This is a genomic window from Geodermatophilus sp. SYSU D01036, from assembly GCF_054050435.1.
This window is the reverse complement of the sequence record NZ_JBJGZJ010000002.1, coordinates 218,777-234,183: the sequence shown is the minus strand read 5'-3', so window position 1 is coordinate 234,183 and position 15,407 is coordinate 218,777. Positions and strand designations below refer to the sequence as shown.

At 78.0% G+C, this 15,407-nt stretch carries 15 protein-coding genes; 8 read left to right on the top strand and 7 right to left on the bottom strand.

Annotated features, from left to right (window positions below; genetic code table 11):
• The first annotated feature begins 9 nt into the window (after positions 1–9).
• Positions 10–936: a sucrase ferredoxin gene (locus ACI8AR_RS03570; RefSeq protein ID WP_457049749.1), complete on the top strand. Its 927-nt coding sequence runs from the start codon at positions 10–12 to the stop codon at positions 934–936.
• Positions 937–940: 4 nt separating this feature from the next.
• Here ACI8AR_RS03570 and ACI8AR_RS03565 read toward each other — a convergent pair whose 3' ends face one another.
• The 5 genes from ACI8AR_RS03565 to ACI8AR_RS03545 all read right to left on the bottom strand — a co-directional run bounded on the left by ACI8AR_RS03565 (position 941) and on the right by ACI8AR_RS03545 (position 7,868).
• A complete protein-coding gene (locus tag ACI8AR_RS03565) occupies positions 941–2,113 on the bottom strand; it encodes an alkaline phosphatase family protein (protein ID WP_457049748.1) in 1,173 nt (390 codons plus the stop codon).
• Positions 2,110–2,859, bottom strand: a complete 750-nt coding sequence (locus ACI8AR_RS03560) for a class I SAM-dependent methyltransferase (protein ID WP_456937933.1) — start codon at positions 2,857–2,859, stop codon at positions 2,110–2,112. Before ACI8AR_RS03560 ends, ACI8AR_RS03565 begins: the two co-directional genes overlap by 4 nt.
• A 409-nt stretch (positions 2,860–3,268) precedes the next feature.
• Positions 3,269–7,066, bottom strand: a complete 3,798-nt coding sequence (locus ACI8AR_RS03555) for a DNA polymerase III subunit alpha (protein ID WP_457049747.1) — start codon at positions 7,064–7,066, stop codon at positions 3,269–3,271.
• A complete protein-coding gene (locus ACI8AR_RS03550; protein WP_456926631.1) occupies positions 7,063–7,542 on the bottom strand; it encodes an SAV_6107 family HEPN domain-containing protein in 480 nt (159 codons plus the stop codon). Before ACI8AR_RS03550 ends, ACI8AR_RS03555 begins: the two co-directional genes overlap by 4 nt.
• Complete coding sequence (locus ACI8AR_RS03545) at positions 7,542–7,868, bottom strand: DUF6504 family protein (RefSeq protein WP_456937937.1); 327 nt, start codon at positions 7,866–7,868, stop codon at positions 7,542–7,544. The genes ACI8AR_RS03550 and ACI8AR_RS03545 overlap by 1 nt, the downstream gene beginning before the upstream one ends.
• Before the next feature lie 233 nt (positions 7,869–8,101).
• Here ACI8AR_RS03545 and ACI8AR_RS03540 point away from each other — a divergent pair, with 233 nt between their 5' ends.
• From ACI8AR_RS03540 to ACI8AR_RS03515, 6 genes are read left to right on the top strand one after another with little or no spacing between them, the layout of a single operon-like run.
• A complete protein-coding gene (locus ACI8AR_RS03540) occupies positions 8,102–8,635 on the top strand; it encodes a YbaK/EbsC family protein (RefSeq protein WP_457049746.1) in 534 nt (177 codons plus the stop codon).
• A gap of 14 nt (positions 8,636–8,649) precedes the next feature.
• Positions 8,650–9,225 (top strand): GNAT family N-acetyltransferase, encoded by a 576-nt coding sequence (locus ACI8AR_RS03535; protein WP_457049745.1) that lies wholly within the window; start codon positions 8,650–8,652, stop codon positions 9,223–9,225.
• Between the two features lie 2 nt (positions 9,226–9,227).
• On the top strand, positions 9,228–10,862 hold the full coding sequence (locus tag ACI8AR_RS03530; protein ID WP_457049744.1) for a phytoene desaturase family protein: 1,635 nt from the start codon (positions 9,228–9,230) through the stop codon (positions 10,860–10,862).
• Positions 10,859–11,650, top strand: a complete 792-nt coding sequence (locus tag ACI8AR_RS03525) for a carotenoid biosynthesis protein (protein WP_457049743.1) — start codon at positions 10,859–10,861, stop codon at positions 11,648–11,650. The genes ACI8AR_RS03530 and ACI8AR_RS03525 overlap by 4 nt, the downstream gene beginning before the upstream one ends.
• Positions 11,647–12,747, top strand: coding sequence for a glycosyltransferase (locus ACI8AR_RS03520; RefSeq protein ID WP_457049742.1), 1,101 nt, complete (start codon positions 11,647–11,649; stop codon positions 12,745–12,747). Before ACI8AR_RS03525 ends, ACI8AR_RS03520 begins: the two co-directional genes overlap by 4 nt.
• A gap of 18 nt (positions 12,748–12,765) precedes the next feature.
• Complete coding sequence (locus ACI8AR_RS03515) at positions 12,766–13,425, top strand: flavin reductase family protein (RefSeq protein ID WP_456937942.1); 660 nt, start codon at positions 12,766–12,768, stop codon at positions 13,423–13,425.
• Between the two features lie 24 nt (positions 13,426–13,449).
• Here the strand turns inward: ACI8AR_RS03515 and ACI8AR_RS03510 are convergent, their stop codons facing one another.
• Positions 13,450–14,427, bottom strand: a complete 978-nt coding sequence (locus tag ACI8AR_RS03510; RefSeq protein WP_457049741.1) for a carbohydrate kinase family protein — start codon at positions 14,425–14,427, stop codon at positions 13,450–13,452.
• A 111-nt stretch (positions 14,428–14,538) separates the two neighbouring features.
• Here ACI8AR_RS03510 and ACI8AR_RS03505 point away from each other — a divergent pair, with 111 nt between their 5' ends.
• On the top strand, positions 14,539–14,709 hold the full coding sequence (locus ACI8AR_RS03505; RefSeq protein ID WP_456926622.1) for a hypothetical protein: 171 nt from the start codon (positions 14,539–14,541) through the stop codon (positions 14,707–14,709).
• Here ACI8AR_RS03505 and ACI8AR_RS03500 read toward each other — a convergent pair.
• Positions 14,706–15,395: a CDP-alcohol phosphatidyltransferase family protein gene (locus ACI8AR_RS03500; protein ID WP_457049740.1), complete on the bottom strand. Its 690-nt coding sequence runs from the start codon at positions 15,393–15,395 to the stop codon at positions 14,706–14,708. The two genes, ACI8AR_RS03505 and ACI8AR_RS03500, sit on opposite strands and share 4 nt — an antisense overlap.
• Positions 15,396–15,407: the final 12 nt, after the last annotated feature.

Sequence of the window (15,407 nt, the reverse complement as noted above, 5' to 3'; positions counted from 1 at the left end):
TCCTCCCGGGTGACCGCCCCCGCTCGTGCCGGCCGGCTCGACGCCACCCGCTGCTCGGTCACGGCCCTGGTCCGGGAGGACTCCCCGGTGGCCACGGCCGGGCCGGCGCAGCGCTGGCTGCTCGTCGAGCAGCCGGGCCCGTGGGGCCGGGACGCGCTGACCGGCTCCCGCATCGACCCGGAGGTGACCGCCCGGCTGGGCGCGCGCGCCCGCGCCGAGGGCGTGCGGGTGCTGCTGGTCCGCCGGCCCGGCGACCGGGCCGCGGACTCCGGGCGCCGCTGGGCCTACGCCGACGGCCGCCCGGGCCGCGAGGGCCTGTGGTGGTCGACCCGCGCCGACGACGCCGACCTGGTCGAGGCGCCCTGGGACGGCTCGGTCGGCGAGCGCGCCGACCGGCCGGCGTACCTGGTGTGCACGCACGGGCAGCACGACGCCTGCTGCGCGCTGCGCGGCCGGCCGCTGGCCGCGGCGATGCCCGCGCCCGCCGACGTCTGGGAGTGCAGCCACCTCGGCGGCTGCCGGTTCGCCTCCAACGTGCTGGTGCTGCCGCACGGGTTCGCCTACGGGCAGGTGCCCGGCGACGGCGCCGACCTGGTCGCCGCGCACGCGCGCGGCGAGGTGGCCCTGCCGTGGCTGCGCGGGCGGGCCGGGCTGCCGCTGCCGGCGCAGGCCGCCCAGCAGGCCGCGCGGGAGCGGCTCGGGCTGCTCGGCGTCGACGACCTGCCGGTGCGCGGCTCCCGGCGGCTGGCCACCACCGCGGCGGAGGACGCCGACGGCGTCGAGCGGTTCGAGGTGGTGCTCGGCGGCGCGGACGGCGACGTCGTGGTGCGGGTGGAGAGCCGGCCCGCGGCCGAGGCGGCGCAGCTGACCTGCCGGGCGGTGCACGCGGCGCACCCGCGCACGTGGACGGCGCTGTCGGTGTCCCCGGTCCGCTGAACCGCTAGGCGAGCGCGCGGCCGCGGGCGAGCAGCAGCGGGATCGCGACCTCGGCGTCGGTGAGCGACCCGTGGTAGGCGGCCAGCCGGCTCGGCCCCGGCTCGGTGGCCGACGCGGTGACCGCCCACGGGCCGCGGGCGAGCGCGACGACGTCGCCGATGCGGGCGGCCATCCCCTCGCCGACGGCGCCGAACACCCCGCTGGCGACCGCCTCCTCCCGCCCGGCCACCCAGGCCCGGTCGCCGAGCACCCCGCGCCAGGCGTCGAGGACGTCGGCGGCGGCGCCCGGGACGGTGTGCACGTAGCGGGCGCGGGGCTCGCCGGCCAGCAGCGCGACGCCGTCGAGCAGGGCGGGCTCGTCGTCGACGTCGACGCGGGTGCCGGCGGGGACGTCGAGCATGCCGTGGTCGGCGGTGACCAGCAGGGCGGCGTCGTCGGGCAGGCCGGCGACCACCTGCTCGACCACCCGGTCGACCAGCGTGAGCTGCACCCGCCAGCTCTCGGAGTCGACCCCGCGCACGTGCCCGGTGAGGTCGAGCTCGGGGGTGTAGCCGTAGACCAGCCCGGTGGGGGTGGCGGCCAGCGACCGCAGCAGCACCGCGGCGAGGTCGCCGGCGCTGACCGTGCCCGCGTAGGCCGCGCCCCGGTACACGGCGGTGGTGAGGCCGGAGCCCGCGTAGGCGTAGGGGGCGACCGCGGTGACCGGCAGGCCGGCGGCCGCGGCCTGCTCGAAGACCGTCGGGCGGGGCTGCCAGTCGCGGGGGTCGGGGTCGTCGCCCCACTGGACGTGGTTGAGCAGCCGGTCCTCGCCGGGGACGGCGGTGACGAAGCCGAGGACGCCGTGCCCGCCCGGGGGGACGCCGGTGCCGAGCGTGGCCAGGCTGACCGGCGTGGTGCTCGGGCACGGGGCGGCGAGGTCACCGGCGGGCGTGGCCAGGGCGGCGAGGGCCGGGGCGAGCTGCGCGTGCGCGCGCAGGAGGTGCGCGCCGAGGCCGTCGACGAGCAGGACCGCCACCCGGCGGGCGCCGGCCAGCGCGGCGGTGAGGCCGAGCGGGTCGGCGGGCAGGCCGCCGCGGTCGACGCCGACCCCCAGCGCGGCGGCCGCGCCGGGCAGGACGTCGGCGAGGCTGGCCGCGCCGTAGGCGGGGCGGACGAGGTCCGAGGGCAGCGCCGTCACGGGCGGCGGGCCAGGACGTGCAGGCCGGCGGCGACGTCGCGGTAGGGCGAGGTGCCGGCGAGCGCGAGCTCGAGGCGGCGGACGGCCTCCGGGTCGGCGCCGGAGCTCGCGTCGAGCAGGTCGGCGACGACGGCGACGCCGCGCCACTCCTCCGGCTCGAGCCCGGCGTTCCGCAGCAGCGCGAGCAGGTCCTCGGAGCCGAACCGGCGGCGGGCGGGGCGGGTGCGGCCCGGGGCGGGGTCGCGGTCCTCGAGCAGGGCCAGCGCCTCCTTGGGGTGGCCGCCCAGCGCGCGGGCGAGGACGGCGCCGGCCCGGTTGGCGGTCGCCACGCTCACGTGGCCGCCGGGGCGCAGCGCGCGGGTGATCTCGCCGAGGGTGGTGGCGGGGTCGTCGACCACCTCGAGCACCGCGTGGCACAGCGCGAGGTCGTAGCCGCCGTCGGGACCGTCACTGCCCAGCGGCAGCTCGTGCAGCAGGTCGCCGTCGCCCTGCAGGCCGCGGACCCGGTCGCCGACCCCGGCGGTCTGCGCCCGGCGCCCTAGGGTGGCCAGCGCGTCGGCGCTGGGGTCGACGACGGTGACCTCGTGGCCGCGGCGGGCCAGCGGGACGGCGAAGACGCCGCTGCCGCCGCCGACGTCGAGGACGCGCAGCGGGGTCCCCGCGCCGGCCAGCGGGTCGAGCGCGGCCCAGACCGCGGCGGTCCGGACGGGCAGCTGTTCGCCGGTGGACGGTGCGGGGGCGGTCACCCGTCCGACCCTAGTGGCGGGGCGGCGCCGGTTTCCCGTCCAGGCGGAGACCGGGTCGGCGGCCCGCCCGAGATCGGCGATGACGATCGTGCGCATGGTGGACATCGCCTCGACCGCGCGCTGCCGCCGGTCGGGTCGGGGTCGGCCTGCAGCTCCAGCAGCCGGACGGGCACGACCGGCCAGGAGACGCCGAAGCGGTCCTCGAGCCGGCCGCAGGGCGCCTCCTCGCCGCCGTCGGTGAGCCGGTCCCCGATCGGCCGGCCCTGGCGCAGCGGTCGCGTCCGGGCTGGCGGGCCGGATCGGGGCGGGCGAGCCGGTGCGGGGCGGCACCGCCGTACCCCGGTGGCTCGTTTCGGCGGGGAGAACGGGCCACCGGGGTACAGGAGTCCTCTAGTGACCCGAGAGTCCTCTAGTGACCCGAGCTGCCCGGGCTGGAGTGCCAGAGCTTGCGCGGGGCGGCTGCGGCGGCACCCCTCGACGTCGCGGCGGCGCTCCGTTGTGCCGCGGCGCGGCGGGCGGCGGTCGCGGCGTCGGCCCCGGCGGGCCTGACGTCCGCGTACGGCGACATCCGGAAGCCGGTCGGGTGCACGAGCACCGGCTTGACCACCACGGGCCGCGAGCCGTGCGAGGCCGCCGCCCCGGCGATGGCCTGGTCGGTGTACTCCCCCGGCGCGGCCATGTGCTCGGCCACCGCGGCCAGGCCGCCGGTCTCCCAGGCCTCGTACAGCGCGGGCAGCTCCCAGGCGCCGGTGGCCCGGATCGACACCCCGCGCGGGCCGGTGCGCCGCAGCACCCCGCGGATCACCAGCAGCCAGGAGTGGAACACCGTCGCCGCGTAGGGGCCCTGCACGTCCTCGAAGAAGGTCGAGTCGGTGCAGCCGGTGCCGTCGTCGAGGGTCACGAACACCACCCGGCGCCCCGACCGGATCGGCGGGGTCTGGGTGGCCACCTTGACCCCGGCCACCAGCACCTCGGCGTGGCTGCGGGCGCCGAGCAGCTCCCCCGCCGGCACCGCGCCGATCGCCGAGAGGAACGGCCGGTAGAAGTCGACGACGTGCCGGCTGGCGTCCAGCCCGAGCACCTCCAGCTCGGCGCGCACCAGCTCGGCGTCGGTGAACTCCGGCAGCCCGGACCCCCCGCCCCACCCCGGGCCGGTCTCCACCGGACCGGACTCCTCCGGGCCGGCCTCCTCCGCGGACTCCAGGCCCAGCAGGTCCAGGCTGAGCTGCCCCACCGCCCCGGCCCTCGCCCCGCTGCGGCTCCACCGGTCCAGCTCGCTGATCTGCAGCAGCAGGTCGCGGCGGGTCACCGACCGGCGGGAGCGGGTGGGCCGGCCGGCCTCGCGGTCGCGGACACCGAACCCGTAGAGCGAGTCGAACCCGCCGGCGAGCACCAGCCGCTCGACCACCGGCCGGGACACCGCGGCCCGCGACCAGAAGTCGGTCAGCGACCGGTAGGGCTGCCCGGCGACGATCCGCTCCACCTCGTCCTCGCCGATCCCCTTGACGTCGGTGAGCGACAGCCGGATCCCGTAGGCCGACGGGTCGGGCATCGCCGCGGGCATCCACTCCGGCCGCCGCCAGTCCTCCCGCCGGTCCTCCGGCGCCAGCCGCTCCACCCGGTAGGTGCCGGTCGAGGCGTTGACGTCGAGGCCCAGCACCCGGATCCCGAAGTTGCGGGCGTCGTCGAGGATCAGCCGCTTCGGGTACATGCCCGGGTCGTGGGTGAGCACCCCGGCGAGGAAGGCCGCCGGGTGGTGGGTCTTCAGCCACGCCGACTGGTAGGTGGGGAGCGCGAACGCGGCCGCGTGCGCCTTGCAGAACCCGAACGAGCCGAAGGCGACGAGCACCTCCCACACCTCCTCCACGACGTCGAGCGGGTAGCGCCGCAGCGCCTCGGGCACGAACCAGGCCCGCACCTCCGGGTGCAGCTCCCTGTCCCCCAGCGCCCGGCGCGCCTCGTCGGCCTGGGCCAGGTCGCAGCCGGTCATCTGCGCCACGATCTGCAGCACCTGCTCGTGGAAGACGACGACGCCGGCGGTCTCCCGCAGGAACGGCGCGAGGTCCTCGTGCGGGTAGACCGGGTCCTGCCAGCCGTTCCGGGCCAGCAGGAACGGCGTCACCATGTCGCTCTTCACCGGCCCGGGCCGGAACAGCGAGATGTCGATGACGATGTCCTCGAACGTCTCCGGCCCGAACTTGCCGACCAGCTCGCGCTGCCCCGGCGACTCGATCTGGAACATGCCGAGGGTCCGGGTGCTGCGGATGAGCTCGAAGGTCGTCGGGTCGTCGCGCGGGACGGCGTCGATGTCGACGGCGGTGTCGTCGACCCGGGCCACCTCGTCGAGGGCGTGCGCGATCGCCGACTGCATCCGGATGCCGAGCAGGTCGAGCTTGAGCAGCCCGAGCTCCTCGACGTCGTCCTTGTCGAACTGGCTCATCGGGTAGCCGAGGTAGCTGCCCTCCACCGGCGTGCGGTCGAGCAGCGTGGCGTCGGACAGCAGCACGCCGCACGGGTGCAGCGCGATGTGCCGGGGCAGGCCGTCGAGCCGGGCGACCAGGTCGAACAGCAGGTCGAGGTCGCCGGTGCCGCCGCCGCGCCGGGAGCCCATCCGGCTGGCCCGCAGCTCCGGCAGGTCGCGCAGCGCGGCGTGCACCTGGTTGGCCCGGACGTGCGGGAAGGCCTTGGCGACGGCGTCGATCTCGGCCGGCGGCAGGCCGAGCGCGGCGCCGACGTCGCGGATGGCGTGCCGCACCCGGTAGGTGTCCATCATCGAGATGCAGCTGACCCGGTGGGCGCCGAAGCGGTCGAGGACCGCGTCGTAGACCTCCATCCGCCGGGCGGACTCCACGTCGATGTCGATGTCGGGCAGCTGGTGGCGCAGCGGGGAGAGGAACCGCTCCATCAGCAGGCCGTAGCGGATCGGGTCGACGTCGGAGATGCCGAGCAGGTAGGTGACCAGGCTGCCCGCGCCCGACCCGCGCGCGGCCGCCCGGACCCGCAGGCCCCTGATGAGGTCGACGACGTCGGCGACGGTGAGGAAGTAGGACGGGTAGCCGAGGGAGTCGATGACGGCGAGCTCCTCCTCGAGCCGCCGGGTCACCCGCGCCGTGCGGGCCATCCCGCGCCGGCCGAGCCCGGCCTCGCAGCGGGCGCGCAGCACCTCGGAGGGGTCCATCCCCTGCTCGCCGGGCGCGGTGACGACGTCGAGCTCGGGATAGCGCACGGTGCCGATGCCGAGGTCCTCGCGGACGTCGACGGCGCACTGCTCGGCCAGCCGGGCGGTGCGCTCGGTCAGCCGCAGCGCGGCGTCGCGGTCGGGGCCGGCGAGGTCCGCGGCGACCTCGGCCATCTCCTTGCCCGACTTGAGGTAGCCCTCGGCGGTGCGCCGGTCGACGTGCCGCGTGTCGAGGGCGACCAGCCGCCGGGAGGCGTCGAGGACGTCGGCGGTGGGCGCGTCGAGGGCGTCGACGTAGCGGACGGCGTTGGTGAGCACCGCCGGCACGCCCTCCTCGTCGGCGAAGCGCAGCAGCCGCTGGGCGCGGGAGCGGTCGCCCCGGCCGCGGTGGTGCACCACCTCCAGCACCAGCGAGCCCGGGCCGAACACCGACCGCCAGGCGTCCAGCCGCGCGGAGGCGACGTCGGCCCGCCCGGCCGCGAGCGCCCGGCCCACCGGCGAGTCCGGCCCCAGCACCGCGACCAGCCCGGGCGCGTGCTCGGCGGCCAGCGCGAGCGAGGCCACCGGCTCGCCGCGGGTGCCGCGCAGGTGCGTGGCGCTGGTCAGCCGGCACAGCGAGCGCCAGCCGGCGCCGTCGCGGGCGAGGAAGGTGACCCGCGGCAGCCGCGGGTCGACACCGGCGCCGCCCCGCACCGGGTGGCGCCGCGCCGGCGCCGGCCGCGCGGGGGCGCGCCCGGTGCGGCGCAGGGAGAACTCGTCCTCGCCCAGCACGTGCGCCCGCGCCGGCGGCACGGTGGTGTCCACCGTCGGCGCGACCGCGAGGTCGACGCCGAAGACCGGCCGCAGCCCGGCCGACCGGCAGGCCAGCGCGAACTTGACCGTGCCGTAGAGACCGTCGCGGTCGGTCAGGGCCAGCGCCGTCATGCCGTGCTCGGCGGCGCGCGCGACCAGGTCGGCCGGGTGGTTGGCCCCGTACCGCAGGGAGTAGCCGGAGGCGACGTGCAGGTGGACGAAGGGGTCCCCGCTCACCGCCCGCGGGCGGGACGGTGGGCGGTGCCGCCGACCACGCGCGGCCGGGGCGCCGGCTCGGGCGTGGTGGCCAGCAGCTCCTCGACCACGGCGAGGAAGGTCCCGGCGTCGCGGACCAGGTCGTCGGCCTCGCGCTCGGTGACCGCGCGGGACAGCCCGGCCTCGGCCGCGGCGCGCTTGGCCGCGCCGGCGGCGAAGAAGGTGGCCCACTCCCCCAGCTCGGGGGCGACCTGCTCGAGCAGCACCCAGGCGCTGCGCGGCCGGCGGCGGCCGCTCTCCGGCCGGGTGCGGGCGGCCAGCACGCCCGCGGCGGCCCGCAGCGCCGCCAGGTGCGCGGTGGCGTAGCGGCGGCACGCGTCGGGGGCGTGCCGGGCCTCGGCCAGGGCCCGGGTGGCCTGGTCCAGCAACTGGCCCGCGGCCGCCGGGAGCGGCGGGGGCAGGGGAAGCTGCTGGGCCATGGCGTGCGCGGCGCCCATCAGTCGTGCACCCGCACGAGAGACCAGCGGTTGTCCGCGGCGTCCCAGCACAGGTCGTAGACCCCGGCGAAGCTCATCCGCGAGCGGCCGGCCCGCAGCGCCTCCACCCGGAACACCTCCCGGGGGGCGACCAGGTCGGCCGAGGCGCCGCCGGGGGTGCCGGCGGCCCGCTGCCACCACGGCGCGGTCTCGACCCACGAGTCGAGCAGCTCGCCGACGACGTAGCGGCCCTGCCCGCGCCAGAACTGCGCCGGCCCGAGCGGACCGCGCTCGACCTGCACCTCCTCGCCGGCCCGCTCGCCGACGTCACCCAGCACCCGGCTCATGCCCGTCTCCCCACCCCGTGCCGCGTCTCGACGGTCTGCCCACCGCCCGGGCGGGGAAGGTCCCGGGGCGGTGGCCGACCTGTTCGAACGTGTGTTCGAACACCTCGAGTAGACCCGACCGCGCCGGTCCCGTCAAGCCGGACGCGCTCCCGCGTCCTCCCCCGGGAGGAGCCCCTCCCGCCCGCGTGCCGGACGGTACGGCGGGGGTACGACAGCGGTGGCAGGATCAGCGCATGAGCCGACCCGCCCACCCCCGGGTGGCCGCGATCGCCGGCCTGCTCGCCGGGGCCGGCGCCACCGGGCGGGTCCACGAGCTCGCCGACGGCGCGCACACCGCCGCCGCGGCCGCCGCACAGCTCGGCGTCCCGGTCGGGGCCATCGCCAACAGCCTGGTGTTCGACGTCGGCGGGCAGCCGCTGCTCGTGCTGACCAGCGGCGCGCACCGGGTCGACGTCGCGAAGGTGGCCGCCCTGCTCGGCGTGCCCCGCGTGGAGCGCGCCTCGGCCGCCTTCGTCCGCGCGCACACCGGCCAGCCGATCGGCGGGGTCGCCCCGGTCGGCCACCCGGCGCCGATCGGCACCCTCGTCGACGTCGAGCTGGCCCGGTACGACCAGGTGTGGGCCGCTGCGGGCCACCCGTCCGCCGTCTTCCCCACCAGCTACGACGAGCTGCTGCGACTGACCGCCGGCACCCCCGCCGAGGTCGGGAGCGGCCCGACCGCCGACGGTCCGGCCGCCGCTCCCCACCCCGCCGCGGTGGGCCCGTGAACGAGGAGAACCCCGTGACCGGCACGACGCCCGCGACGCGGGTGACCGAACTGCCCGCAGGCTGGCTGCGCGAGCACATGCACGAGGCGCTGGCCATCTACGGCGAGGCGATGGGCTATGACGCCTCGGTGGTCGCCGGCCGCTACGGCTACGCCGTCCAGCACACCGAGCGCCCCGGCTTCCGCGCCGTCGGGGCCTTCGCCGCGACCCCGGACGGCGAGCAGCTGGTCGGCTTCGGCTACGGCTACCTCGTCGCCCCCGGCCAGTGGTGGCACGACCAGGTGCGCGCGGCGCTGGACCGGCGCACCGCCAAGCGCTGGCTGCCCGGCGCGTTCGAGGTGTGCGAGCTGCACGTGCACCCCGAGGCGCAGAGCCGCGGGCTGGGCCGGCGGCTGCTGCACGCGCTGGTCGAGGGCGTGGACGCGCCGGTCGCGCTGCTGTCCACCCCGGACGCCGACACCAAGGCGTTCCGGCTGTACCACGCCGACGGGTTCGTCGACCTCGCCCGCGGCCACCACTTCCCCGGGGACGCCCGGCCCTTCGCCATCCTCGGCGCCCGGCTGCCGCTGCGGCCGGTACCCGGCACCTGAGCGTGCGGGAGCCGGACCGGGCCGTCGACGCCGTCGTCGTCGGCGCCGGCCACAACGGGCTGGTCGCCGCCTGCTACCTGGCGCGCGCCGGGCTGGCCGTCGAGGTGGTCGAGCGCGACGACGTCCTCGGCGGGGCGGTGTCCACCGTGGAGCGCTGGCCCGGCGTCCGGGTCGACCGCGGCTCCAGCGCGCACGTGATCGTCCGACACAGCGGGGTCGTCGAGGAGCTCGACCTCGCCGCCCACGGCCTGCGCTACGTGGACTGCGACCCGTGGGGCTTCGCGCCCGCCCCGGCGCCCGGTGACCCCGGCCCGGACGGCCGCCCGCTGGTGTTCTCCGTCGACCTCGACGCCACCTGCGCCTCGATCGCCGCCGCCTGTGGGCCCGACGACGCCGACGCCTACCGCCGGTTCGTCGGCGTGTGGGGGCCGCGCAGCCGCGCCGTCGTCGACTCCTTCGGCCGCCGGCCCACCCCGCTGGGCCTGGCCCGCGCGTTCTGGCCGCTGGGCGCCCCGTCCGGCGACGCCCCGCGCACCCCCGGCGGCGACCTCGCCGCCGAGTTCCTCGGCTCCGGCGACGCGCTGCTGGACCGCTGGTTCGGCAGCGAGCGGCTCAAGGCGGCGCTGGCCTGGTTCGGCGCGCAGTCCGGCCCGCCGATGAGCGAGCCGGGCACCGCGGCGATGGTCGCCTGGGTGGCGCTGCTGCACGACACCCCGCCGGGCCACCCGGTGGGCGGGTCCGGCGGGCTCACCCAGGCGCTCCGGCGCCGGCTGGAGGCCGACGGCGGCCGGGTCGTCCTCGGCGACGGCGCCGCGCGGCTGCTCGTCGACGGCGGCCGCGTGACCGGCGTCGAGACGGTCTCCGGACGGCGGATCGCGGCCCCGGTCGTCGTCGCCGCCTGCCACGTGCTGGCCACCCGCGACCTCGCCGGCGACCACGCCCCGCCGGCGCTGGCCGACGCCGCCCCGCCGGTGGGCAACGGCTTCGGCCTGGTGCTGCGCTGCCTCACCGACGCGCTGCCGGCCTACCCCGGCGTCGACCCGGCCGTGTCGGCGCAGGGCCTGCAGCTGCTGTGCACCGACCGCGCGCAGCTGGCCGCCGCGCACGGCGACTGGCTGGGCGGCCGGCTGCCCCGCGAGCCGGTGCCGCTGGCGATGTCCTTCTCCGCCAGCGACGACACCCTCGCCCCGCCCGGGCGGCACGTGGTCACCGTGTGGGGCCAGTGGTACCCCTACGCGCTCGCCGACGGCGGCGACTGGGACGCCCTCGCCGACGCGGAGGCGCAGCGGCTGGTGGCCGCCGTCGACCGGTACGCCCCCGGCTTCGCCGCCTCGGTGCAGGACGTGTACGTCCAGACGCCGGTGCTGCTGGAACGCGAGCTGTCCCTGCTGCGTGGCAACGTCATGCACGTGGAGATGGGCCTGGCCAGCATGTTCTCGCTGCGCCCGACGCCGGCCCTGGCCGGCTACCGGGTGCCGGGCCTGGCCGGGCTGTACCTGGCCGGGGCCTCCACCCACCCCGGCGGCGGGGTGTCGGGCAACTCCGGCCGGACGGCGGCCCGGGTGGTGCTCGCCGGCCGTCGGCCGCTCGCCCGCGCCCGGGCGGCGGCGGGGCGGCTCGCGCGGGCGGCCCGGTGAGCACGGCGACGGCGGCGCTCCGGCGGGCACCCGCGCCCGCCCGGCTGCCGCTGGCCCTCGCCGTGCTGCTGGTGCTGGCCGCGGTCGCCTACCCGCTCACCGACGGCGCCGCCCGCGACGCGGTGTCCTGGACGATCGTGCTGCTCGGCTCGGCGGTGTCGGTGACCTCGGCCGCCGTCGCGCACGGCGCGCGCGCCGGCGCCGCGGTGCTCGGGCTGGTGGCGGTCACCGCGGTCGCGTTCGAGTCGGTCGGGCTGGCCACCGGCGTCCCCTACGGCACCTACTCCTACAGCGACGCGCTGGGCCCGACGCTGCTCGGCGTGCCGTTCCTCGTGCCGCTGGCCTGGCTGATGATGGCCTGGCCGAGCCGCGTGCTCGCCGGGCTGCTCACCCGCCGGGTGCGGCCGGGCCGGCGGCGGGCCGCGCGGGTCGCCGTCGCCGCGGCGGTGTTCGCCGGCTGGGACGTCGTCCTGGACCCGCAGCTGGTGCAGGCCGGCTACTGGACCTGGGCGCACCCCACCCCGGGGCTGCCCGGCATCGACACCGTGCCGCTGACCAACCTCGCCGGCTGGCTGCTGGCCGGGCTGGTGCTCATGGCGCTGCTCGAGCTCGTCGTCCCCCCGACGGTCCCCGTCGACGCCGCGCCGCTGCTGGTCGTCGCCTGGATGGTGGCCGGCGGGGCGCTCGCGCACGCCGTCTGGCTGGACCTGCCCGGCTCGGCGGCGTGGGGCGCGGCGCTGACCGCCGTCGTCGCCGCCGTGCTCGCGGTGCAGGCCCGCCGCCGGTGAGCGGCGCGGTCGTCCGGGTCCTGTCCGGCCTGGCGGTCGCCGGCGCCGCGCACGCCGCGGTCAACGCCGCCCTGCTGCGCCGCCCGCCGGCCGACCCGCCGGAGGCGACCCGGCCGGTCACCGTGGTGCTGCCGGTGCGCGACGAGGAGGCGCAGGTCGGCGACTGCCTGGCCGCGGTGCTGGCCTCGGCCGGCGTCCCGGACCTGCGGGTGGTCGTCGTCGACGACGGCTCCACCGACGGCACCGCCGCCGTCGTCCGCGGCACCGGCGACCCGCGGGTGCGGCTGGTCCCGGCCGGGGACCCGCCGGAGGGCTGGCTGGGCAAGCCGCACGCCTGCTGGGTGGGCGCGCAGACCGTCACCGACGACGGCGTGCTGGTCTTCCTCGACGCCGACGTCCGGGTGGCGCCCGACGCGCTGGCCGCCGCCGCCTGGCTGCTCGAGGCACACGGCCTGGACCTGGTCTCGCCGTGGCCGCGGCCGGTGGCGGGCACCCTCGCCGAGCGGCTGGTGCAGCCGCTGTCGCCGTGGCTGTGGATGACCACGCTGCCGCTGCGGGTGGCCGAGCGCTCGCCGCGGCCGTCGCTGACCGCGGCCAACGGCCAGTTCCTCGCGCTGACCCGCCGCGGCTACCTGCGCGCCCGCGGGCACGCGGCGGTGCGCGCGGAGGTGGTGGAGGACGTCGCGCTGGCGCGGGCGGTCAAGCGGTCCGGCGGGCGGGCGGTGCCGGCGGCGGGCGCGGCGCTGGCCGAGTGCCGGATGTACGACGGCTGGGCGGCGATGCGGGAGGGCTACGGCAAGTCGCTGTGGGCGTCGGTCGGCGGGTCGCCGGCGGCGTCGGTGGCCGCGGCGGCGGGGCTGACCGCCGTCGGCGTCGTCCCGCCGCTGGCGGCGCTGCGCGGGTCGCGGGCGGGCCTCGCCGGCTGGCTGGCCGGGGTGGCCGGCCGCGCGGTGAGCGCGGCGGCGACCGGCGGGCGGGTGTGGCCCGACGCCCTGGCGCACCCGCTGTCGCTGCTGGCCCTCGACGTGCTGCTGGCCGGGTCGGTGGCCGGGCACCGGCGGGGCACGCTCACCTGGCGCGGACGCGCGCTGCGCTGACCCGGGCCAGGATGGGGCGTGACCTCGCCCTCCAGCAGCCCGGCCCGCACCGCCTTCGACCCCGGGGACATGCGCCCCACGGACTTCTACCGGGTGATGAACTCGGTGGTGGTCCCGCGGCCGATCGCGTGGGTGTGCAGCCGCTCGGCCGAGGGCGTGCACAACCTGGCGCCGCACTCCTTCTACACCGTGGCGTGCGTGCGGCCGCCGGTCGTGCAGTTCACCTCGGTGGGCCGCAAGGACTCGCTGAACAACGTCGAGGCCACCGGGGACTTCACGGTCAACCTGGTGCCCGAGGAGCTGTTCGAGCAGGCCAACGCCACCGGCACCGACTTCCCGCCCGACCAGAGCGAGGCCGAGGCCGCCGGCATCCGGCTGGAGCCGAGCGAGCGGGTGGGCGCGCTGCGGGTGGCGCAGTCGCCGGTGAGCATCGAGTGCACGCTGCACTCGACGCTGCGGCTGGGCGACAGCACCGTCGTCTTCGGCCGGGTCGAGTGGGTCAGCGTGTGGGCCGACGCCGTCCGCGACGGCCGCCCGCGGATCGAGGCGCTGCGGCCGCTGGCCCGGCTCGGCGGCAACGAGTGGTGCACCGTCGGCGAGGTGCGCGCGATCCCGCGCATCCCCTACGCGACGTGGGCCGAGGACCCCTCGATCGGCGAGCAGGTCCGCGGCGGCTGACCGCCCGCCACCCGGGCGAGGCGGTCAGGCGGGCAGGTGCTCGGCGACCTCGGCGGCGGCGTCGTCGCCGAAGGCCGCGGCGAACCGCCGGAGGAAGGGCTCGCGGCGCAGCTCGTACTCCTGGGTGCCGACGACCTCGACGGCCTCGGTGGCCACCGCCGAGCCCAGCTGGGTGGCCCGCTCCAGGCCCAGCCCCCAGGTGCGGCCGGCGATGAACCCCGCGCGCAGCGCGTCGCCGCCGCCGGTGGGCTCGACCGGCTTGGTCTCGGGGACGGCGATGACCTCGATCGGGGCGGCGTCCTGCTGGCGCACGAGCACGCCCTTGGCGGCGCGGGTGGTGACCCAGGTGCCGACCCGGGCGAGGATCTCGCCGGCGTCCCAGCCGGTCTTCTGGGTGAGCAGCGCCGACTCGTACTCGTTGGTGAACAGCAGGTCCGCGCCGTCGACCAGCTCGCGGATCATCTCGCCGTCGGCCCAGGCCAGCTGCTGGCTGGGGTCGGCGGCGAAGGGGTAGCCGCGGTCCCGGCACTCCTGGGTGTGCCGCACCATCGCCTTCGGGTCGTTGGGGCCGATGACGACGAGGTCGGGGTGGCCGACGCGGTCGCAGACCGGCCCGAGCTCGATCTCGCCGGCCTCGCTCATCGCACCCGAGTAGAAGGACGCGATCTGGTTGTTGACCGCGTCGGTGGTGCACACGAACCGGGCGGTGTGCTTGAGCTCGGACCACCGCACGCCGTGGGTGTCGACGCCGTGCCGGGTCAGCCAGGCGTCGTAGTCGGCGAAGTCGCTGCCCACCGAGCCGACCAGGACCGGCGAGAGGCCGAGCAGGCCCAGGCCGTAGGCCATGTTGGCGCCGGCGCCGCCGCGGTGCTGGATGAGGTCGTCGACGAGGAAGGACAGGGAGACGTTCTCCATCTGCCCCTCGACGAACTGCTCGGTGAACCGACCGGGGAAGGTCATCAGGTGGTCGGTGGCGATGGAGCCGGTGACGACGACGGGCACGGGGGCTCCTCGGGGCGAGCGGGGTGGGACGGCGAGCACGCAAACCCTAGAAGGCGGCCCCGGTCACACGCGCCCCGGCGTGCAGCGGGACGGATCGGGTAGGTGCGTCCCATGAGCGACCAGCACACCCTCGCGACCATGGAGAAGCTCGACCTGGGCCACGGCAAGGGCAGCCTCGGCGACCACGTCGCCGTCTGCGCCTGCGGCTGGCGCAGCGACCCCGAGCCCGACCACCAGTCGGCGCTGGACCGCCTGACCGAGCACGCCGAGGCGAACGACTAGTCCCCCAGCGCCCGGCGCAGCGAGACGCCGAGCTGGGCGGTCCCGACCAGCCCGAGCGCGGCCCCGACGGCGGCCCCGGCGGTGACCACGACCGCGGGGCCGTCGTCGACGCCGGCGAGCGCGTCCAGACCGGTGGCCGCGACGATCCCGGCCCCGCCGACGGTGAACCCGGCCATCACCACCCGGGTGGGCCGTTCCCACACCGAGATCGCCCCGGTCTCGGCCACCCCGGCCTGCCCGGCCCGGGCACGCAGGTAGTCCGGCAGCCAGCACAGCGCCCCGAAGACGGCGGCCAGCCAGCCGGGTGCCCCGGCCGCCCACAGCGCGAGCGCGTACGCGGCCTCGGTGAGCCGGTCGACGGCGGAGTCGAGGACGTAGCCGCGCCGCGACGCCCGCCCCCCGGCCAGCGCGAGCGCGCCGTCGAGGGAGTCCAGCAGCCCGGACAGCCCGATCAGCAGCCCCGCCGCGACCAGCCACGCGCCGCCCGCCAGCGCCGGGCCGACGGCGGCCAGCGCGACCAGCAGGCCGAGCGCCGTGGCGGCCAGCGGCGGCAGCCAGGACAGCGCGCGGGCCAGCGCGTAGGCCAGCGACAGCCAGCCGTGCACCAGCCGGCTCGCGGCCGGGTCGGTGCCGCCGTGCCACCGCGACCACTCGGCGAGGTACTCGTCGCGGCTCAGCACGCGCACCCTCTCACCGGC

Excerpts from the sequence above, each read along its gene's own strand:
- ACI8AR_RS03550 (WP_456926631.1), bottom strand. The coding sequence starts at position 7,542 with ATGGGCGCCGCGCACGCCATGGCCCAGCAGCTTCCCCTGCCCCCGCCG.
- ACI8AR_RS03545 (WP_456937937.1), bottom strand. The coding sequence starts at position 7,868 with ATGAGCCGGGTGCTGGGTGACGTCGGCGAGCGGGCCGGCGAGGAGGTG.
- ACI8AR_RS03540 (WP_457049746.1), top strand. The coding sequence starts at position 8,102 with ATGAGCCGACCCGCCCACCCCCGGGTGGCCGCGATCGCCGGCCTGCTC.
- ACI8AR_RS03505 (WP_456926622.1), top strand. The coding sequence starts at position 14,539 with ATGAGCGACCAGCACACCCTCGCGACCATGGAGAAGCTCGACCTGGGC.